Consider the following 20,733-nt stretch of genomic DNA (forward strand, 5'->3'; position numbering starts at 1 on the left):
AGATGCTTAAAACTTCGCCATGTCGTCAGAACACCAGACTGCTTTTCCTGCACACCGTTTCTCCATTGCGCCCATGCTCGACTGGACGGACAGACACTGCCGCTATTTCCTGCGCCAGCTTTCCCGCCATACGTTGCTGTACACCGAAATGGTCACCACCGGTGCGATTATTCACGGGAAGGGCGACTATCTGGCGTACAGCGAAGAAGAGCATCCGGTAGCCCTGCAGCTGGGCGGCAGCGATCCGGCCGCGCTGGCGCACTGTGCGAAGCTGGCAGAAGCGCGTGGCTACGACGAAATTAACCTTAACGTTGGCTGTCCGTCCGATCGCGTGCAAAACGGCATGTTCGGCGCCTGTCTGATGGGGAACGCACAGCTGGTAGCGGACTGCATCAAGGCGATGCGCGATGTGGTCTCCATTCCCGTGACGGTGAAAACCCGTATCGGTATTGACGACCAGGACAGCTACGAATTCTTGTGTGATTTCATCAATACGGTTGCCGGAAAGGGCGAGTGCGGGATGTTTATCATCCACGCGCGTAAGGCCTGGCTCTCTGGCCTGAGCCCGAAAGAGAACCGTGAAATTCCGCCGCTGGACTACCCTCGCGTGTACCAGCTGAAGCGTGATTTCCCGCATCTGACGATGTCGATTAACGGCGGCATCAAGTCGCTCGACGAGGCCAAAACACATCTGGCGCATATGGATGGCGTGATGGTCGGTCGCGAGGCATATCAGAATCCGGGCATTCTGGCGACGGTCGATCGCGAAATCTTTGGCGTTGAAGGAGCAGACAGCGATCCGGTTGCGGTAGTGAGAGCCATGTATCCGTACATCGAACGCGAGTTGAGCAACGGTACGTATCTCGGCCATATCACCCGCCATATGCTCGGCCTGTTCCAGGGGATCCCCGGGGCGCGCCAGTGGCGTCGCTATCTCAGCGAGAACGCCCATAAAGCCGGTGCCGATATTGAGGTGCTGGAACACGCACTGCGTCTGGTCGCAGATAAACGATAAATCTCGCTAAAAAATCGTCAAATTCACCACGCCCCGTACAGCATTGCGGGGCGTTTTGCTTTAAGAACAATGGGTTAATGTTGGCATGGATTTTGTAATGCTTACTGCATTATTCGGGAACTCGTGGGAGAGCACCATGCTGGAACTACTTTTTGTGATTGGCTTTTTTGTCATGCTGTTAGCGACAGGCGTTTCGCTGCTCGGCATTCTGGCAGCGCTTGTGGTGGCGACGGTGGTCATGTTTATTGGTGGATTATTTGCCCTGACGATCAAACTTCTGCCGTGGCTGCTGCTGGCCGTTGCAGTGGTGTGGGTGATACGGGCGATTAAATCACCAAAACTGCCCACTTATCAGCGTAATAACCGCTTTCGTTACTAAGGTATTGAGGGGTTCGTCACATACCTGCAACTTTTCCGGCGGCATTGCTTAGAACGGAATAGGATTTACTTATCGAATCTGTCACTATGACTGCCGCTAAAGAATTCATCGAGCTGTACCCTACATACAGCCGAACTAAAAAAAAGAAAGGGCTTCCTCAGGGAAGCCCAATTTCTTTTATGGGATCAGGGAATTAACAGACTTGACCCCTGCGTTGACCGGCTCTCCAGCACCTCATGCGCACGTTGCGCATCGCTTAGCGCGTACTTCTGCGCATCTGCCACATCCACTTTGATGACCCCGCTGGCAATCAGTGAGAACAGCTCGTTGCTGGCTTCGAGCAACTCTTCGCGATTGGTGATGTAACCCTGCAGGGATGGGCGAGTGACATACAACGAGCCTTTCTGGTTCAGAATACCCAGATTTACCCCGGTCACCGCACCTGACGCGTTGCCGAAGCTCACCATCAGACCGCGGCGCTGCAGGCAATCCAGAGACGCTTCCCAGGTATCTTTCCCTACCGAGTCATACACCACGCGCACTTTCTTGCCACCGGTTACCTCTTTTAAGCGTTCAACAATGCTCTCTTCCCGGTAGTTGATCACCTGCCATGCACCGGCCTGCAGCGCACGCTGGGCTTTTTGCGCGCTTCCTACGGTGCCGATCAGTTTTGCGCCCAGCGCTTTGGCCCACTGGCAGGCGATCAGCCCCACGCCGCCTGCCGCAGCATGGAACAGGAACTGCTCGTCGGGTTTGATTTCATAGGTTTTGCGCAGCAGATAATAGACCGTCAGCCCTTTCAGGAAGGAGGCCGCGGCCTGTTCAAACGAAATGGCATTGGGCAGGAGGGCAACTTTGTCAGCCGGAACGTTGTGCACGGAGCTGTAAGCGCCCAGCGCCGATTGCGCATACACCACGCGATCGCCTTCTTTAATATGCTTAACGGCGCTGCCCACTTTGCTGACCACGCCCGCCGCTTCGGTACCCAGACCGCTCGGCAGTGACGGTGGTGGATAGAGGCCGCCGCGAATATAGGTGTCGATGTAGTTAATGCCGATGGCTTTGTTTTCAACCTGTACTTCATTTTCGCCAGGCGCCGTGGGGGTAAACTCCACCGCGTTGAGTACGTCAGGGCCACCATGCTTGTGAAATTCAATACGTGTTGCCATGCTTCCTCCAGAATGTGGTAATCTTTCGACCCACTCTTTATCTCGGTAACTCCATTCACTATGGCAGGAAACAAACCCTTCAACAAACAGACTGAACCTCGTGAGCGTGATTTTCAGGTCGCCGGGTTAAAAGTCCCGCCGCACTCGATTGAAGCGGAACAGTCGGTGTTGGGCGGTTTAATGCTGGATAACGAGCGCTGGGACGACGTTGCCGAGCGCGTCGTGTCCGACGATTTCTACACCCGCCCGCACCGCCACATCTTCACCGAAATGGCGCGTCTGCAGGAGTCCGGTAGTCCGATTGACCTGATTACGCTCGCGGAATCGCTGGAGCGGCAGGGGCAACTGGACAGCGTTGGCGGTTTTGCTTATTTAGCGGAACTTTCAAAAAACACACCAAGTGCGGCGAACATCAGTGCCTATGCGGATATCGTCCGCGAACGTGCCGTTGTTCGTGAGATGATCTCCGTTGCGAATGAAATCGCCGAAGCGGGCTTTGATCCGCAGGGTCGCACCAGCGAAGACCTGCTCGATCTCGCGGAATCCCGCGTCTTTAAAATCGCCGAAAGTCGCGCCAATAAAGACGAAGGCCCGAAAAACATCGCCGATGTCCTCGATGCCACCGTTGCCCGTATTGAACAGCTCTTCCAGCAGCCGCACGATGGCGTAACCGGGGTTAACACCGGCTATGACGATCTCAATAAGAAAACCGCAGGCCTGCAGCCGTCGGATTTGATTATCGTCGCTGCGCGTCCGTCGATGGGTAAAACCACCTTTGCGATGAACCTCGTCGAAAACGCGGCGATGTTGCAGGATAAACCGGTCTTGATCTTCAGTCTGGAGATGCCATCAGAGCAGATCATGATGCGTTCTCTGGCGTCGCTGTCACGTGTGGATCAGACCCGAATCCGTACCGGTCAGCTCGACGATGAGGACTGGGCGCGTATCTCCGGCACCATGGGGATCCTGCTGGAAAAACGTAACATCTATATTGATGACTCCTCCGGCCTGACGCCGACAGAAGTGCGCTCCCGTGCGCGCCGTATCGCCCGTGAGCACGGCGGTATTGGCCTTATCATGATCGACTACCTTCAGCTGATGCGCGTGCCGTCGCTCTCCGATAACCGTACGCTGGAGATCGCGGAAATTTCCCGCTCGCTCAAGGCATTAGCCAAAGAGCTGCATGTGCCGGTCGTGGCGCTCTCGCAGCTTAACCGCTCCCTGGAACAACGTGCCGACAAACGCCCGGTCAACTCCGACCTGCGTGAATCCGGCTCCATCGAGCAGGATGCCGACTTAATCATGTTCATCTACCGTGATGAGGTTTATCACGAGAACAGCGACCTGAAAGGGATCGCCGAAATTATTATCGGTAAACAACGTAACGGCCCTATCGGTACGGTACGTCTGACCTTTAACGGACAGTGGTCGCGCTTCGACAACTATGCCGGTCCTCAATATGATGATGAGTAATTCCTAAGGAAATCAAATGCAAGCGGCAACTGTTGTGATTAACCGCCGCGCTCTGCGACACAACCTGCAACGTCTGCGTGAACTGGCGCCCGCCAGTAAACTTGTTGCAGTCGTGAAAGCGAACGCTTACGGACACGGTCTTCTTGAGACCGCGCGAACGCTCCCCGATGCCGACGCCTTTGGCGTTGCCCGTCTTGAAGAAGCCCTCCGCCTGCGCGCGGGGGGGATCGCCCAACCGATTTTATTGCTCGAAGGTTTTTTTGAGGCTGCAGACCTGCCGACCATTGCAGACCAGCATCTGCACACGGCGGTACACAACGAAGAACAGCTTTCCGCACTCGAAACCGCTGAGCTGAGTGAGCCGGTCACCGTCTGGATGAAGCTCGACACGGGCATGCACCGTCTGGGTGTACGCCCGGAAAACGCGCAGGCGTTTTATCAGCGTCTGTGCCAGTGCAAAAACGTCCGCCAGCCGGTGAATATCGTCAGCCATTTTGCCCGGGCTGATGAGCCTGAATGCGGCGCCACTGAACAGCAGCTCGATATCTTTAACACCTTCTGCGAAGGCAAGCCGGGTATGCGCTCTATCGCGGCTTCTGGCGGGATTTTACTGTGGCCGCAGTCGCACTTCGACTGGGCGCGTCCGGGCATTATTCTTTACGGCGTATCGCCGCTGGAGAACAGACCCTGGGGGCCGGACTTTGGTTTCCAGCCGGTGATGTCTCTGGTGTCTAAGCTGATTGCAGTGCGCGAGCATAAAGCGGGTGAGCCGGTGGGTTACGGCGGCACCTGGACCAGCGAGCGTGACACCCGACTGGGGGTGGTAGCGATGGGGTATGGCGACGGTTATCCACGCGCTGCGCCGTCCGGTACGCCGGTTCTGGTCAATGGCCGCGAAGTAACGATTGTTGGTCGCGTGGCGATGGACATGATTTGCGTAGATCTCGGCCCCGATGCGCAGGACAAAGCAGGCGACGATGTGGTGATGTGGGGTGACGGTTTGCCCGTCGAACGCATCGCGGAAATCACGAAAGTGAGTGCTTACGAACTTATTACGCGCCTGACGTCAAGGGTGGCGATGAAGTATATCGACTAAACTACTGTGAATGCCGGGGGCAGCGTTGCCTGACCCGGCATGAAACAGGTTAAACGCTCGATCTTCTGTCATATCCGGTTTATTGTTGAATTCCCTGCCTTATCGAATTCCGGAGAACCATCGCGTGTTTCAGAAAGTTGACGCCTACGCCGGCGACCCCATTCTCTCCTTAATGGAGCGTTTCAAAGAAGATCCTCGCAGCGACAAAGTGAACCTCAGCATTGGTCTGTATTACAACGAGGACGGCATTATTCCTCAGTTGAAAGCGGTTGCTGAAGCGGAAGCGCGTCTTAGCGCCGCCCCGCACGGTGCTTCTCTTTATCTGCCGATGGAAGGGCTCAATACTTACCGTAACGCCATCGCGCCGCTGCTGTTTGGTGCCGATCACGCGGTGCTCGCACAAAAACGTGTGGCAACCATCCAGACGCTGGGCGGTTCAGGCGCGCTTAAAGTGGGTGCGGACTTCCTGAAAAAGTACTTCCCGGATTCAGGGGTATGGGTCAGCGATCCCACCTGGGAAAACCACGTGGCGATCTTTGAGGGTGCCGGCTTTAAGGTGGCGACCTATCCATGGTTCGACAGCGAAACCAACGGCGTGCGCGTTGACGCGCTGCTGGAAAAGCTGAACACCCTGCCAGAGCGCAGTATTGTGCTGCTGCATCCGTGCTGCCATAACCCGACGGGGGCAGACCTTACCAACGCCCAGTGGGACGCGGTAATTGAGGTGCTGAAGGCGCGCAACCTGATCCCATTCCTCGACATCGCCTATCAGGGCTTTGGTGCCGGGATGGAAGACGATGCCTATGCCATCCGCGCCGTGGCCAGCGCCGGGCTGCCCGTTCTGGTCAGCAACTCTTTCTCAAAAATCTTCTCCCTGTACGGCGAGCGCGTAGGTGGCCTTTCCGTGGTGTGCGAAGACGCCGAAGCGGCGGGCCGTGTGCTGGGTCAGTTGAAGGCGACCGTACGTCGCATCTACTCCAGCCCGCCTAACTTTGGCGCGCAGGTGGTGGCGACCGTGCTCGGTGACGAACAGCTGAAAGCCAACTGGCTTGCCGAAGTGGAATCCATGCGTAAGCGCATTCTGTCGATGCGTCAGGAGCTGGTTAATGTCCTGAAGGAGGCCGTACCGGGACATAACTTTGACTATCTGCTTAAACAGCGCGGGATGTTCAGCTACACCGGTCTGAGCGCCGCACAGGTCGATCGTCTGCGCGAAGAGTTTGGTGTCTACCTGATTGCCAGCGGACGTATGTGCGTGGCGGGTCTGAATGCCAGTAACGTTCATCGCGTTGCGCAGGCGTTTGCTGCAGTAATGTAAGTACTCACTATCATTTATTCCGCCCTCTCCCTGTGGGAGAGGGCATGGGTGAGGGCATCAGGCCGCTCAGGTCGACATCTCGCTTTGTGATCTTCTTCTTTTTATTCAGTTTCATAAGCAAAAACTCCTTCCCTTCATCTCCCGCTGGGGTTATGGTCGGATAGATTTTTGACCGGTCGCTCAAATTAAAACGATAACAAACTGAATATTCAGGGGAAAATATGCGCAAGATCACACTGGCGCTCAGCGCCGCCTGCTTATTGTTCTCGCTTAACAGTACGGTCGTCGCGCGCGCTTCCGCACCGACGCCGCTTTACACCGGCACCACCGCTGCCATTCTGGCTGAACAAGCCCCCATTCACTGGGTTTCTGTGGCTCAGATTGAAAACAGCCTGATGGGTCGCCCGCCAATGGCCGTGGGCTTCGACATTGACGATACCGTCCTCTTCTCAAGCCCGGGTTTCTGGCGTGGTAAAAAAACATACTCACCGGACAGCGAAGCGTATCTGAAAAACCCGGAATTCTGGGAAAAGATGAACAACGGCTGGGACGAATTCAGCATTCCGAAAGAGGTGGCCCGCGCGCTCATCGATATGCACGTTAAGCGTGGCGACAGCATTTACTTCGTAACCGGGCGCAGCCAGACCAAAACGGAAACGGTCTCTAAAACGCTGCAGGACGATTTCCGCATCCCGGCGGCCAGCATGAACCCGGTGATTTTCGCTGGCGACAAACCGGGACAAAACACCAAAACCCAGTGGCTGGAGCAGAAAAATATCAAAGTCTTCTACGGCGATTCTGACAACGATATCAGCGCCGCGCGTGATGTGGGTGCCAGAGGAATCAGGGTGTTACGCGCCTCTAACTCGACCTATCGACCGCTGCCGATGGCCGGGAAGTTTGGCGAAGAGGTCATTGTGAACTCTGAATATTAAACCGCAGGCGGCGAGTTTGGCTCTTTTTTAAGCAAATCTCGTCGCTGTGGGTTTTACCTTTCGCCTTCTTGCTGCACACTTAGAAAGATTCACTTTCATAACGGAGCAGCACATGTGGTACCAACAGACCCTGACCTTAAGCGCTAAACCTCGCGGATTTCATCTGGTGACTGACGAAGTTATCGGGCAAATCCGCGACCTGTCGCGCGTCAAAACGGGTTTGCTGCATCTGCTGCTTCAGCACACGTCGGCCTCTCTCACGCTTAATGAAAATTGCGATCCCACCGTCCGGTCTGACATGGAGCAGCATTTTCTGAAGACCGTTCCGGACAATGCCCCTTACGATCACGACTATGAGGGGGCGGATGACATGCCTTCGCATATCAAATCTTCGCTGCTGGGCGTATCGCTGATGCTGCCGGTTCATAACGGGCGGCCATTGCTGGGAACATGGCAAGGGATCTGGCTGGGAGAACATCGCATTCACGGTGGTTCGCGTAAAATTATCGCAACGCTACAAGGGGAATAAAGATGACAATTTCGGAGCTACTTCAGTACTGCATGAGTAAGCCTGGCGCGGAGCAGAGTGTGCACAGCGACTGGAAAGCTACGCAGATTAAAGTGGGAGATGTCTTGTTTGCGATGGTGAAAGAGGTGGAAGGCCGCCCGGCGGCATCGCTGAAAACCAGCCCGGAACTGGCGGAGCTATTACGTCAGCAGCACGATGACGTCCGGCCAAGTAAACATCTGAACAAAGCGCACTGGAGTACGGTCTATCTCGACGGTTCCATCCCGGGGTCGCAGATTTACTACCTGGTGGACGCATCTTATCAGCAGGCGGTTGAGCTGCTGCCGGAAGCGACCCGACAGCAACTCTCCGTGTGACGATTACAGCAACGGTTTGAGGAAGCGTGCAGTGTGCGAGGCTTCGCACTCAGCAACGGTCTCTGGCGTACCGGAGACGAGGATTTCACCGCCGCCGCTGCCGCCTTCGGGGCCGAGATCGACGATCCAGTCCGCGGTTTTAATCACGTCCAGGTTGTGCTCAATGACCACAATGGTGTTGCCCTGATCGCGAAGCTGATGCAGAACATCGAGCAACTGCTGGATATCCGCAAAGTGCAGACCGGTGGTCGGCTCATCGAGAATATACAGCGTCTGCCCGGTACCACGTTTGGATAGCTCACGCGCCAGCTTCACGCGCTGCGCTTCACCTCCAGAGAGCGTGGTCGCTGACTGCCCCAGACGAATGTAGGTCAGACCTACGTCCATCAGCGTTTGCAGCTTACGCGCCAGCGCAGGAACGGCATCAAAGAACTCGCGCGCCTCTTCAATGGTCATATCCAGCACTTCGTGGATGGTCTTGCCTTTGTACTTAATCTCCAGCGTTTCACGGTTATAGCGTTTGCCTTTGCACTGGTCGCACGGCACGTAGATATCCGGCAGGAAGTGCATCTCAACCTTGATCACGCCGTCGCCCTGACATGCTTCGCAGCGGCCGCCGCGAACGTTAAAGCTGAAACGTCCTGGCGTGTAGCCGCGCGAACGCGCTTCCGGTACACCCGCGAAGAGTTCACGGACGGGCGTGAAGACGCCGGTATAGGTTGCCGGGTTGGAACGCGGTGTACGGCCGATCGGGCTTTGATCAATGTCGATAACCTTATCGAAATGCTCCAGCCCCTGGATATCGCGGTACGGTGCAGGTTCGGCAAGCGTCGCGCCGTTCAGCGCCGTCTGCGCAATCGGGAACAACGTATCGTTGATCAGCGTCGACTTACCGGAACCGGATACACCGGTGATACAGGTAAACAGACCCACCGGCAGCGTCAGGGTCACGTCTTTCAGGTTGTTGCCGCGAGCGCCGGTGAGCTTAAGCACTTTTTCCGGGTTCGCCGGCACGCGCTGTTTCGGCACCTCAATCTTGCGCTTGCCGCTCATGTACTGGCCGGTTAACGATTCGGGCACCGCCATAATGTCTTTCAGGGTGCCTTCTGCGACCACCTGGCCGCCGTGCACGCCCGCACCCGGACCGATGTCGATAACATGGTCGGCAGCACGGATGGCATCTTCGTCGTGCTCGACCACAATCACCGTGTTGCCGAGGTTACGCAGGTGGATCAGCGTACCGAGCAGACGCTCGTTGTCGCGCTGGTGCAGGCCGATGGACGGTTCGTCCAGGACATACATGACGCCCACCAGGCCGGCACCAATCTGGCTGGCCAGACGGATACGCTGGGCTTCACCGCCGGACAGCGTCTCTGCGGAGCGAGAAAGCGTCAGGTAGTTCAGGCCGACGTTCACCAGGAATTTCAGACGATCACCGATCTCTTTCAGCACTTTTTCGGCAATCTTTGCACGCTGACCGGAGAGCTTCAGGTTGTTGAAGAAGTCCATCGCGTGGCCGATGCTCATGTCTGAGATGGTCGGCAGCGCCGTGTTTTCAACAAACACGTGGCGAGCTTCACGACGCAGACGCGTGCCGTCACAGGTGGCGCAGGAGCGGTTGCTGATGAACTTCGCCAGCTCCTCACGCACCGCGCTGGATTCAGTCTCTTTGTAGCGCCGCTCCATGTTGTGCAGCACCCCTTCGAACGGGTGGCGACGTACGGAGGTGTCGCCGCGATCGTTCATGTATTTGAACTCTATGTTCTCTTTAACGGAACCGAACAGGATCACTTTGTGCACGTTCGGGCTCAGGCTGGCCCACGGGGCTTCTACATCGAACTTATAGTGCTCTGCCAGCGATTTGAGCATCTGGAAGTAGTAAAAGTTACGCTTATCCCAGCCGCGGATCGCACCGCCAGCCAGCGACAGTTCAGGATTCTGGATCACCCGATCCGGGTCGAAATACTGCTGTACGCCCAGACCGTCACACGTCGGGCAGGCACCCGCCGGGTTGTTGAAGGAGAACAGACGTGGCTCCAGCTCGCGCATACTGTAGCCGCAAATCGGGCAGGCAAAGTTGGCGGAGAAGAGCAGTTCTTCCGCGTTCGGGTCGTCCATATCGGAGACCACCGCCGTACCGCCAGAGAGTTCCAGTGCGGTTTCAAAGGATTCCGCCAGACGCGTCGCCAGATCGTCACGCACTTTAAAGCGGTCAATCACCACTTCGATGGTGTGCTTCTTCTGCAGCTCCAGCTTGGGGGGATCCGACAGGTCACATACCTCGCCATCAATACGGGCGCGGATATACCCCTGGCTTGCCAGGTTTTCCAGCGTTTTGGTGTGCTCGCCCTTACGCTCTTTGATGATGGGCGCAAGCAGCATCAGGCGTTTGCCCTCCGGCTGCGACAGCACGTTATCCACCATCTGGCTCACGGTCTGCGCCGCCAGTGGGACGTCGTGATCCGGGCAGCGCGGCTCACCCACGCGGGCGTAGAGCAGACGCAGGTAGTCATGAATTTCGGTAATGGTACCGACCGTTGAACGCGGGTTGTGGGAAGTAGACTTCTGCTCGATAGAGATAGCAGGAGACAACCCTTCAATGTGGTCGACATCCGGTTTTTCCATCAGCGACAGGAACTGACGCGCGTACGCAGAGAGTGATTCAACGTAACGACGCTGTCCTTCGGCATATAAAGTGTCGAAAGCCAGTGAGGATTTGCCAGACCCCGAAAGCCCGGTCACGACGATGAGTTTGTCGCGAGGGATTATGAGGTTGATATTCTTGAGATTGTGGGTGCGGGCGCCCCGAACTTCGATCTTATCCATTCACCTTTCCCGGTTGGAACACGGATTGCCTGGTTTGTTTGAAGGACAACCGGCTGTCAGAAACGGCTAATTATGACACAATTTAACCTGTTTGAATATACAGTATTGGAATGCATTTTCTGTTTAGCTGTGTAACAATGTCGAGTTCGCGAGAGATTTCTGAACCCGCCACGCAACTATGCAAATTGACGCGTGGAAATGGTACACTCGCGCGTTTACACTATTAAGAAACGTATTCAGGAGACACGAACATGGCCAGCAGAGGCGTAAACAAGGTGATTCTCGTCGGTAATCTGGGCCAGGACCCGGAAGTACGCTACATGCCGAGTGGTGGTGCAGTTGCCAACATTACGCTGGCTACTTCCGAATCCTGGCGTGACAAAGCGACCGGTGAGATGAAAGAGCAGACCGAATGGCACCGCGTTGTGCTGTTTGGCAAACTGGCAGAAGTGGCCGGTGAGTACCTGCGTAAAGGTTCTCAGGTTTATATTGAAGGCCAGTTGCGTACCCGCAAATGGACCGATCAGTCCGGCGCTGAGAAATACACCACTGAAGTGGTGGTAAACGTTGGCGGCACCATGCAGATGCTGGGTGGCCGTCAGGGCGGTGGCGCACCAGCAGGTGGCGGCCAGCAGCAGGGCGGTTGGGGCCAGCCTCAGCAGCCACAGGGCGGCAACCAGTTCAGCGGCGGCGCGCAGTCTCGCCCGCAGCAGCAATCCGCACCGGCACCGTCTAACGAACCACCAATGGACTTCGACGACGACATTCCGTTCTGATTCACGGATATGCAAAATAAAAAACCCAGACATCGGTCTGGGTTTTTTTATTCAGTCTGGTATCAGGTAATTACCATCGGCCAGTCTGGTGGCGTATGGCTCATTGCCTCAACCATCACTACTTTAATATTTTCCCAGACGGCGGCAATATCCAGCAGGGTGATACCAAGCAGACCCGTTGCGAACCAGCAAGCCGCGCCCAGTCCTAACAGCGTACTGATAACCGCAAGACCCGCGTAGTCAGATTTACGAAACTGAATGTTCAGCGTGCTGGCTAAAAACATCAGTACCGCACTCAACAAAGGCCAGCGCAGGAGAACCATGCTGGTAGTAATGGTTGCCATAAAACCCATCCTCTCCAAAACAGACGAACTGAATGAAACAGTGTTTCTCGTTACATGATATGTGTGAACTATATCACATTTGTTGATTTATTCGCCAGTGCCTGTGCGCGCATAATGGGCATTTTATTGCTCTGGAAAAGAGAGGTTACAGGAGGGGACGGCTTCGACATCCGCGGGAGCGAACCCACAACGTGCCGGATCCAACGTCCTCTGGGCGAGCGGGGGGAGAGCAACGGTGGAGGAACGGACTCGCCGGCGATGGCACTTTTATAAGTGGAACGTTATTCTCGGCTAATCCTGGAAATATTGTGGTAATAGCTGAACATTTATAAAACATTGATCAAAATACACCCGCGCAAATAGTATAAAACGTTATGTTGACGTTGTACTTTTTTCATGCTGCCAGAAGTTTGGCTTAATCAACGATCCTCTGTTGCGTTATCTTCAAACCCCGGGTCCAGGCTGGATAAATATTTCCCTTAATAGAAACGGAACGAATACTTTTAGTTTAGCTTACGGACAAATATTATCGTCATAACGAAATTTAAGATTTTTAATACTAAAAGTCAGTTGCTAACTTCGCATGATTCATGCAACGTAATCACCTGTTTATCAAAGCATCCGGCCTTCAATACTACAGGCGTACAACATGCAGGGATATAGGGCGGGAAATGAATCGTAGCGCGCGGCGCAAGATGCTCAGAGTGGTAGGGATCATCATGGTAGTTATGCTGCCGGTGATGCTTGCCCTATGGTTTGCCCAGCTAAGAGCAGTGTCGGAAACAAGCGCGCAGTTACGCACATTTGCTGAACTGGCTTTAGACAAAACTGAACTGGTTATTGAACAGGTTGATCTGGCCCGGGGCGAGGCGGAAAAATATCAGGGTAAAGTTTGTACGCCGTCTCATCGCCAATATATGTTGAACGTGGTTCGTGGCCGTCTGTTCATCGCTGATTTAATTTATGCCGAAGGTCAGAATTTTCGTTGTTCATCCATTTTTACCCCGGATCAGCCCTACGCGATCTCCCCCGCTAATTACACCCGTAAACCCGATATCGCTATCTATTATTATCGTGATACGCCATTTTTCACTGGCTATAAAATGACATATATGCAGCGCGGGAATTATGTCGTGGTGGTTAATCCGCTTTCGTACAGTGAAGTGATGTCGAACGATCATTCCCTCTCCTGGGGAGTGTATGACACGGTGACGAATGCCTTCTTTTCCGTCAGTCAGAAAGCCAACGTTTCTTTATTAAACTCGATGATTCGGGATAAGGACGTGGTATTTCAAAAAGATGACCGTTTTTATACGGTGGTGAAGTCTGATAAACGTCCTATCGCCGCCATCGTTTCCACATCGAATAAACGCTTTTATGAAACGCTCTACCATCAGGCGACGCTGACGCTGCCGTTGGGAATGATCTGCAGTATCATTATTTTGTTGGTCTGGTCTCGCACTCATCGTGAACTCAACTCCCCCGGGCGGTTACTGCACCGGGCGCTCAATAAACGCCAGCTATGTGTCCATTATCAACCGATTATTGATATCAAGAATAACCGGTGCGTTGGAGCAGAGGCGTTGTTGCGCTGGCCTGGCTTTAACGGGCCGGTCATGAGCCCGGCGGAATTTATTCCGCTGGCGGAAAAAGAGGGGATGAGCGAACGGATTACGGATTATGTGGTGGAAGAGGTGTTCAGCGATCTGGGCCATTTCCTGGCGACGCATCCGGACCTCTATATTTCGATTAACCTGTCGGCCACTGATTTCCACTCCTCGCGATTGATCGCCATGATTTCCGACAAGGCGCGGCACTATGCCGTGCGTGCGCAGCAGATCAAAATCGAGGTCACGGAACGCGGATTTATTGATGTGCCGAAAACCACGCCGGTCATCCAGGCCTTCCGTCAGGCAGGTTATGAAGTGGCGATCGATGATTTTGGTACGGGTTACTCGAACCTGCACAACCTCTACTCGCTGAATGTCGATATTCTGAAAATCGACAAATCCTTTATCGACACCTTAACCACCAACAGCACCAGTCATCTTATCGCCGAGCACATTATCGAGATGGCGCAGAGCCTGCGGCTCAAAACCATTGCGGAAGGGGTAGAAACTGCCGAGCAGGTAAGCTGGTTGTTGAAGCGCGGCGTACAGTTCTGTCAGGGATGGCACTTCGCGAAAGCGATGCCGCCCCAGGAGTTTATGACCTGGCAGCAGCAACCTTTACACTGATAAACCTTAATTCAACTGGTGACGGTAATCGCTCGGCGTGCGATCAAACTCGCGGCGAAACACGCGGGAAAAGGTTTGTTGCGACACATACCCCAGATCCATCGCGATATCAAAAATAGGCCGCTGCGTAGAGCGTAACGCCTGCGCCGCCAGCAGTAACCTGCGCTGACGAATGTACTCACCCAGCGTCTGGTGCATAACGGTCCGGAACATTCTCTGTAAATACCATTTCGAATAGCCCGACTTTTTAGCGACCACATCAATGTTCAACGGTTGGTCGATATGTTCATCAATCCATTCAATAAGTGTCTGAATAATTTGCTGATGCGACATACGGTTGCCCTCTGTAGATACAACTTTCCTGGTTGATTCGTCGTTTTCTCTGCGGGGGAGTATAATTCCTCAAGTTAACTTGAGGTAAAGAGGTTTTATGGAAAAGAGATTGCCGAGAATAAAAGCGCTTTTAACCCCGGGTGAAGTGGCTAAACGAAGCGGTGTGGCGGTATCGGCGCTCCACTTCTATGAAAGTAAAGGGTTAATTAAAAGCATTCGTAATGCCGGAAACCAGCGGCGCTACACCCGTGACGTACTCCGCTACGTAGCGATTATCAAAATTGCGCAACGAATCGGAATTCCCCTGGCCACCATCGGCGAAGCGTTCGGCGTGCTACCGGAAGGCCACACGCTAAGTCCGAAGGAGTGGAAAGAGCTGTCATCCCAGTGGCGTGAGGAGCTGGACCGGCGTATTCATACGCTGGTGGCGCTGCGTGACGAACTGGACGGGTGCATCGGTTGCGGCTGTTTGTCGCGTAGCGATTGCCCGTTACGCAACCCCGGTGACAAATTGGGCGAACAGGGGACGGGGGCGCGGCTGCTGGAGGAGGATTGACATCTGTTTTTGGGTGGCGGTTGCGCCTTACCCGGCAAAAAGCATAATAAAGAACTAAAGCGCCACATAAGGGCGCTTTAGTTTTTTCCGGTCTTTGTCTTTCTCTCTATCCCGCTGGCTCACGGGAGGGTTTCCCCCGACATCAGCACCCCTCATGTCGAGCTGGTTGAGGAGGTTCCGGTTTGTGCTGACACTTTAATTCTACGCAAGGTCCGTTTTTTCGCCAGCAGACCTGACCGTTTTTTAGGCGAATTTTTTTCGCGGTGTTGTTCAATTTTCTATAGTTAAAAAGTATGAATAACAGGAGAGAACCATGCTCACGGTACACCATCTCAACCAGTCGCGCTCGCACCGCGTGATCTGGGCTCTGGAAGAACTTTCTCTGCCCTATGAGATCGTTCACTACCAGCGCGAAAAGAACATGCTGGCTCCCGAGGCCCTTAAACGCGTGCATCCGTTGGGCAAGTCTCCGGTCATCGAAGACAACGGGCTGATCCTTGCCGAATCGGGTGCCATTCTGGAGTATCTGCAGGAAACCTACGACACAGAATCGCAGCTTAAGCCGCTGGATCCTGCCCATAAGGTGCAATACCGCTTCTGGCTGCACTATGCAGAAGGTTCACTTATGCCGCTACTGTTAATGAAGCTGGTTTTTAACAGCCTCGGTAAACCGCCTGTGCCGTTTGGAATACGAACGCTGGGGAAAGCGCTGGGACAGGGAGTACAAAAAGCGTATCTCAACCGCCAGCTGGAAACCCACGCGCGGTTTATTGAATCACACCTGGCTCAACATAGCTGGTTTGCCGGAGATAAACTCAGCATGGCCGATATTCAGATGAGTTTCCCGATTTTTGCCCTGCTGGCGCGGGGCGGTATCGAGGATCTTCCGCACACCCATGCATGGAAGAAAAAGGTCGAAAGTTGTCCTGCCTGGCAGAGAACGCTGGAACAAGGTGGGCCATTAACGATTCCGGGGGAAGGGTGATTTGTAACCTGATTGCGCATTAACGATAACGTTTGCGCATCCTCTGCTTATTTCTTCGTCGTCATAAGGGAAATTTAGCGAAAAACGAGAAAGTTCAGTTGAAAAGGGCGGTGATTAGGCTGGATAATCGTTTGCCTAAATTTGACCACCCGTTTTGTAAGCGCGGAGCTAAACGTTTGCTTTTTTTGTGACGCCCCTTTTCGTCGCAAACGCAGCACAAGGATTTGACGTTTTGCTGGCAGTGGAGTCTCCACCACGCTTACGGACTTTCTATAAAAACTCTCAGGGGATGTTTTCTATGTCTACGCCATCCGCGCGTACCGGCGGTTCACTTGACGCCATCTTTAAAATTTCTGCTCGCGGCAGCACCGTGCGCCAGGAAATCGTTGCCGGTCTGACAACGTTTCTGGCAATGGTGTACTCCGTCATCGTTGTGCCGGGCATGCTCGGTAAAGCAGGCTTCCCACCGGCAGCGGTCTTCGTTGCAACCTGTCTGGTCGCCGGTGTTGGCTCCATCGTAATGGGGCTGTGGGCGAATCTGCCGATGGCGATTGGCTGTGCCATTTCCTTGACCGCCTTCACCGCGTTTAGCCTGGTGCTGGGCCAACACATCAGCGTACCGGTTGCCCTGGGCGCCGTCTTCCTGATGGGCGTGCTGTTCACCATTATCTCGGCAACCGGCATTCGTAGCTGGATTTTGCGCAATCTGCCACACGGCGTGGCGCACGGCACCGGTATCGGTATCGGGCTGTTCCTGCTGCTGATTGCCGCCAACGGCGTGGGTCTGGTCATTAAGAACCCGCTGGACGGTCTGCCGGTGGCGCTGGGCCACTTCGCCAGCTTCCCGGTGATCATGTCCCTGATTGGCCTGGCGGTGATTATTGGTCTGGAAAAACTGAAAGTCCCTGGCGGCATTCTGCTGACCATTATCGGTGTGTCCATTGTCGGCCTGATTTTCGACCCGACCGTGCATTTCTCCGGTATTTTTGCCATGCCGTCACTGAGCGATGACAACGGTAACTCACTGATTGGCAGCCTGGATATTGTCGGCGCGCTGAACCCGGTGATCCTGCCAAGCGTGCTGGCGCTGGTGATGACGGCGGTGTTTGATGCCACCGGTACCATCCGTGCGGTGGCCGGTCAGGCGAACCTGCTGGATAAAGACGGTCAGATTATCGACGGTGGCAAAGCGCTGACCACCGACTCCCTGAGCAGCGTCTTCTCGGGTCTGGTCGGGGCTGCTCCGGCTGCGGTCTATATTGAGTCCGCTGCGGGGACGGCAGCAGGCGGTAAAACGGGTCTCACGGCCATTACCGTTGGTGTGCTGTTTCTGCTGATCCTGTTCCTCTCGCCGCTCTCTTACCTGGTGCCAGCCTACGCTACGGCTCCGGCACTGATGTACGTCGGCCTGCTGATGCTGAGCAACGTGGCGAAAATTGACTTTGCGGACTTTGTGGACGCGATGTCAGGCCTGATCACGGCGGTGTTTATCGTGCTGACCTGTAACATCGTGACCGGCATCATGATCGGCTTCGCGTCACTGGTGATTGGGCGCCTGGTCTCCGGTGAGTGGCGCAAGCTGAACATCGGCACCGTGGTCATCGCCGTTGCGCTGGTGGTGTTCTACGCGGGCGGCTGGGCTATCTAAATTGTCCTTTGATGCGAAAACGGGTGGCTCAGGCCGCCCGTTTTTATTTTCAGGACTCATCCCGTTGCCTTTTGCGTTACTCTGGGGAGGATAGAATAAAAGGCACGACGCCTTCCGTAGTACATAAGTAACACAGCAAACAGGGAACGCATGGAAATCTTTTTCACAATACTCATCATGACCCTTGTGGTCTCATTATCCGGGGTGGTCACACGCGTACTGCCCTTTCAGGTCCCCCTGCCATTAATGCAAATTGCCATCGGCGCGCTGCTGGCGTGGCCGACGTTCGGCCTGCACGTTGAGTTCGACCCGGAACTGTTCCTCGTGCTGTTTATCCCGCCACTGCTGTTTGCCGATGGCTGGAAAACACCCACACGCGAGTTTCTGGAACATGGGCGCGAAATCTTCGGTCTGGCGCTGGCGCTGGTGGTTGTGACCGTGGTCGGGATTGGTTTCCTGATCTACTGGGTGGTCCCGGGGATCCCGCTTATACCCGCTTTTGCACTGGCCGCAGTCCTGTCGCCAACCGATGCCGTGGCGCTGTCCGGCATTGTGGGTGAGGGGCGAATTCCGAAGAAAATCATGGGCATTTTACAGGGAGAGGCGCTGATGAATGACGCCTCCGGTCTGGTTGCCCTGAAGTTCGCCGTGGCCGTCGCGATGGGGACCATGATCTTTACTATCGGTGGCGCAACGCTGGAATTCTTCAAGGTGGCTATCGGCGGTATCCTGGCCGGGTTTGTGGTGAGCTGGCTGTATGGCCGTTCGCTGCGCTTTCTCAGTCGCTGGGGTGGCGATGAGCCGGCTACGCAGATCGTGCTGCTGTTCCTGCTGCCGTTTGCCTCGTATCTGATTGCCGAACACATTGGGGTATCGGGCATTCTGGCGGCGGTTGCGGCAGGGATGACCATCACCCGCTCTGGCGTAATGCGCCGTGCACCGCTGGCCATGCGTCTGCGTGCGAACAGCACCTGGGCGATGCTGGAGTTTGTCTTTAACGGCATGGTGTTCCTGCTGTTGGGCCTGCAGCTGCCGGGCATTATGGAATCCTCGCTGGTGGCGGCCGAAGCCGACCCTAACGTAGAAACCTGGATGTTGTTTACCGATATCGTGCTGATCTATATGGCGCTGATGCTGGTGCGTTTTGGCTGGCTGTGGACGATGAAAAAGTTCAGCGTGCGCTTCCTGAAGAAAAAGCCGATGGAGTTCGGTTCGTGGACAACGCGTGAACTGCTGATTGCCTCCTTTGCAGGCGTACGCGGGGCGATCACCCTTGCCGGTGTGCTCTCCATTCCGCTGCTCTTGCCTACCGGGGATGTCTTCCCGGCGCGTTACGAGCTGGTCTTCCTGGCGGCGGGGGTGATCCTCTTCTCCCTGTTCGTCGGGGTAATTATGCTGCCGCTGTTGCTACAGCATATTGATGCAGGCGACGCCACCCAGCAGCATAAAGAGGAGCGGATTGCCCGCGCCGCTACCGCCGAAGTGGCGATTGTGGCCATCCAGAAAATGGAGGAGCGCCTGGCCGCCGATGCCGAAGAGAACATCGACAATCAGCTGCTGACGGAAGTGAGCTCACGCGTGATTGGTAATTTGCGTCGCCGCGCAGACGGGCGTAACGATGTGGAAAGCTCGCTGCAGGAGGAGAACCTCGAGCGCCGGTTCCGTCTGGCGGCGCTGCGCTCCGAGCGTGCCGAGTTGTACCATCTGCGTGCCACGCGGCAAATCAGCAACGAAACGCTGCAGAAACTGCTGCACGATCTGGATCTGCTGGAAGCGTTGTTGATCGAGAATCAGTAGCGCGATTTTGCCCGGTGGCGCTCGATCGGTTCCCTCTCCCTGTGGGAGAGGGTTAGGGTGAGGGGCCCCAAAACCCCTCACAGCACGCCAGCCACGCCTGGGCGCTGTGCGACAAATATATCCCTTCTCGCCAGATCATCCCCAGTTGCCAGTGCAAATCGCTTTCGAGTGGGATCCAGCGCAGCGTGTTTTTATCCAGACGCTCGCAAATGGGCTGCGGCAGAATGGCAATCCCCACGCCTGCCTGCACCATCGCTGCCAGGAAATCCCACTGGCCGCTGCGCACCGCAATGCGCGGCTTCACGCTATGTTGATTAAACAGCGTCATTAGCTGGCGGCTGAGGGCGAAATCTTCGTTGTAGATCAACAGAGGGTATTCACCGAGCAGTTCAGGTTTCACTGAGTCTCGCTTCAGCCAGTCACCGGAGCGGGGAACCAGCACGCACAGCGGATGGCTAAAGAGCGGAAGCGTCGCCAGACCGCTCTCTTCCTCAACGGGGAGGGCTGTCATGGCGACGTCCAGCTCGCCGTTAGTAACCGCCTGCTGGACGGTTAACCCACCAAACTCCGAAATTTTGAGTTCGACGCCGGGGTAACGCTGGCGAAACAGGCTAATCGGCCCGGCCATCATCATCCCGACCATTGGCGGGATGCCAAGGCGCAGCACCCCTTTGGTCAGATGATTTATATCATCAAGCTCCGCTTCCAACTGACGAAACTCGGCCAGGATCGCCAGCCCCCGTTCGAACACCACGCGCCCGGTATCGGTGAGCAACAGCTTGCGTCCGTCGCGGATAAGCAGGGTACAGTTGAGTTCATCTTCGAGGTTTTTCAGCATTTTGCTGATGGTGGGTTGGGTTACAAATAACTTCTCCGCTGCGCGGGTAAAACTCTGCTGGCGAACCACTTCAACAAAATAGCGCAGCGTTCTTATGTCCATGATTATTCCTCGAAACTATAC

The 20,733-nt window shown here is 55.1% G+C and carries 19 protein-coding genes; 14 read left to right on the forward strand and 5 right to left on the reverse strand.

Annotation, left to right across the window (positions count from 1 at the left end):
• Window positions 1-19: 19 nt before the first annotated feature.
• Window positions 20-1,015 (forward strand): tRNA dihydrouridine(20/20a) synthase DusA, encoded by a 996-nt coding sequence (gene dusA / locus ACTJJI_RS23285; protein WP_014830288.1) that lies wholly within the window; start codon window positions 20-22, stop codon window positions 1,013-1,015.
• Between the two features lie 136 nt (window positions 1,016-1,151).
• Window positions 1,152-1,394: an envelope stress response protein PspG gene (gene pspG, locus ACTJJI_RS23290; RefSeq protein WP_013095061.1), complete on the forward strand. Its 243-nt coding sequence runs from the start codon at window positions 1,152-1,154 to the stop codon at window positions 1,392-1,394.
• Between the two features lie 185 nt (window positions 1,395-1,579).
• Here the strand turns inward: pspG and ACTJJI_RS23295 are convergent, their stop codons facing one another.
• Window positions 1,580-2,563, reverse strand: coding sequence for a quinone oxidoreductase (locus ACTJJI_RS23295; protein WP_050859519.1), 984 nt, complete (start codon window positions 2,561-2,563; stop codon window positions 1,580-1,582).
• 60 nt (window positions 2,564-2,623) lie between these two features.
• Here ACTJJI_RS23295 and dnaB point away from each other — a divergent pair, with 60 nt between their 5' ends.
• From dnaB to ACTJJI_RS23325, 6 genes are all read left to right on the forward strand, one after another.
• Complete coding sequence (gene dnaB, locus ACTJJI_RS23300) at window positions 2,624-4,036, forward strand: replicative DNA helicase (RefSeq protein WP_013095063.1); 1,413 nt, start codon at window positions 2,624-2,626, stop codon at window positions 4,034-4,036.
• A gap of 16 nt (window positions 4,037-4,052) precedes the next feature.
• Window positions 4,053-5,132 carry an alanine racemase gene (gene alr, locus ACTJJI_RS23305; protein ID WP_047360209.1) on the forward strand — a complete coding sequence of 360 codons (1,080 nt, stop codon included), beginning with the start codon at window positions 4,053-4,055 and terminating at the stop codon, window positions 5,130-5,132.
• A 124-nt stretch (window positions 5,133-5,256) separates the two neighbouring features.
• A complete protein-coding gene (gene tyrB / locus ACTJJI_RS23310; protein WP_096928751.1) occupies window positions 5,257-6,450 on the forward strand; it encodes an aromatic amino acid transaminase in 1,194 nt (397 codons plus the stop codon).
• A gap of 221 nt (window positions 6,451-6,671) precedes the next feature.
• On the forward strand, window positions 6,672-7,385 hold the full coding sequence (gene aphA / locus ACTJJI_RS23315) for an acid phosphatase AphA (RefSeq protein ID WP_050859517.1): 714 nt from the start codon (window positions 6,672-6,674) through the stop codon (window positions 7,383-7,385).
• 112 nt (window positions 7,386-7,497) lie between these two features.
• Window positions 7,498-7,914, forward strand: a complete 417-nt coding sequence (locus tag ACTJJI_RS23320; protein WP_047360211.1) for a secondary thiamine-phosphate synthase enzyme YjbQ — start codon at window positions 7,498-7,500, stop codon at window positions 7,912-7,914.
• Between the two features lie 2 nt (window positions 7,915-7,916).
• Complete coding sequence (locus tag ACTJJI_RS23325; RefSeq protein ID WP_014830294.1) at window positions 7,917-8,270, forward strand: MmcQ/YjbR family DNA-binding protein; 354 nt, start codon at window positions 7,917-7,919, stop codon at window positions 8,268-8,270.
• Window positions 8,271-8,273: 3 nt separating this feature from the next.
• Here ACTJJI_RS23325 and uvrA read toward each other — a convergent pair whose 3' ends face one another.
• On the reverse strand, window positions 8,274-11,096 hold the full coding sequence (gene uvrA / locus ACTJJI_RS23330; RefSeq protein ID WP_440655738.1) for an excinuclease ABC subunit UvrA: 2,823 nt from the start codon (window positions 11,094-11,096) through the stop codon (window positions 8,274-8,276).
• Window positions 11,097-11,347: 251 nt separating this feature from the next.
• Here uvrA and ssb1 point away from each other — a divergent pair, with 251 nt between their 5' ends.
• Window positions 11,348-11,872 carry a single-stranded DNA-binding protein SSB1 gene (gene ssb1 / locus ACTJJI_RS23335; RefSeq protein WP_008503384.1) on the forward strand — a complete coding sequence of 175 codons (525 nt, stop codon included), beginning with the start codon at window positions 11,348-11,350 and terminating at the stop codon, window positions 11,870-11,872.
• 62 nt (window positions 11,873-11,934) lie between these two features.
• Here ssb1 and ACTJJI_RS23340 read toward each other — a convergent pair whose 3' ends face one another.
• Window positions 11,935-12,216: a YjcB family protein gene (locus ACTJJI_RS23340; RefSeq protein WP_008503385.1), complete on the reverse strand. Its 282-nt coding sequence runs from the start codon at window positions 12,214-12,216 to the stop codon at window positions 11,935-11,937.
• A gap of 671 nt (window positions 12,217-12,887) precedes the next feature.
• On the opposite strand from ACTJJI_RS23340, the gene ACTJJI_RS23345 reads away from it, so the two are divergent.
• Window positions 12,888-14,453, forward strand: coding sequence for an EAL domain-containing protein (locus ACTJJI_RS23345; protein ID WP_047360212.1), 1,566 nt, complete (start codon window positions 12,888-12,890; stop codon window positions 14,451-14,453).
• A 6-nt stretch (window positions 14,454-14,459) separates the two neighbouring features.
• Here ACTJJI_RS23345 and soxS read toward each other — a convergent pair whose 3' ends face one another.
• A complete protein-coding gene (soxS, locus tag ACTJJI_RS23350) occupies window positions 14,460-14,786 on the reverse strand; it encodes a superoxide response transcriptional regulator SoxS (protein ID WP_013095071.1) in 327 nt (108 codons plus the stop codon).
• A gap of 97 nt (window positions 14,787-14,883) precedes the next feature.
• Here soxS and soxR point away from each other — a divergent pair, with 97 nt between their 5' ends.
• From soxR to ACTJJI_RS23370, 4 genes are all read left to right on the forward strand, one after another.
• Entirely contained in the window at window positions 14,884-15,342 is a 459-nt protein-coding gene (gene soxR, locus ACTJJI_RS23355) for a redox-sensitive transcriptional activator SoxR (protein ID WP_013095072.1), read from the forward strand.
• A gap of 313 nt (window positions 15,343-15,655) precedes the next feature.
• The gene (locus ACTJJI_RS23360; protein WP_014830297.1) at window positions 15,656-16,327 is read left to right on the forward strand and encodes a glutathione S-transferase family protein; all 672 of its coding nucleotides are present in this window, start codon (window positions 15,656-15,658) and stop codon (window positions 16,325-16,327) included.
• 298 nt (window positions 16,328-16,625) lie between these two features.
• Window positions 16,626-17,975, forward strand: a complete 1,350-nt coding sequence (gene ghxP / locus ACTJJI_RS23365; RefSeq protein ID WP_014830298.1) for a guanine/hypoxanthine transporter GhxP — start codon at window positions 16,626-16,628, stop codon at window positions 17,973-17,975.
• A 150-nt stretch (window positions 17,976-18,125) separates the two neighbouring features.
• Window positions 18,126-19,772 (forward strand): Na+/H+ antiporter, encoded by a 1,647-nt coding sequence (locus ACTJJI_RS23370; protein WP_014830299.1) that lies wholly within the window; start codon window positions 18,126-18,128, stop codon window positions 19,770-19,772.
• A gap of 52 nt (window positions 19,773-19,824) precedes the next feature.
• Here the strand turns inward: ACTJJI_RS23370 and ACTJJI_RS23375 are convergent, their stop codons facing one another.
• Complete coding sequence (locus ACTJJI_RS23375) at window positions 19,825-20,712, reverse strand: LysR family transcriptional regulator (protein ID WP_014830300.1); 888 nt, start codon at window positions 20,710-20,712, stop codon at window positions 19,825-19,827.
• Between the last annotated feature and the right edge of the window lie 21 nt (window positions 20,713-20,733).

It is taken from the genome of Enterobacter sp. 22466, assembly GCF_052044775.1.
GTDB lineage: Bacteria > Pseudomonadota > Gammaproteobacteria > Enterobacterales > Enterobacteriaceae > Enterobacter > Enterobacter dissolvens.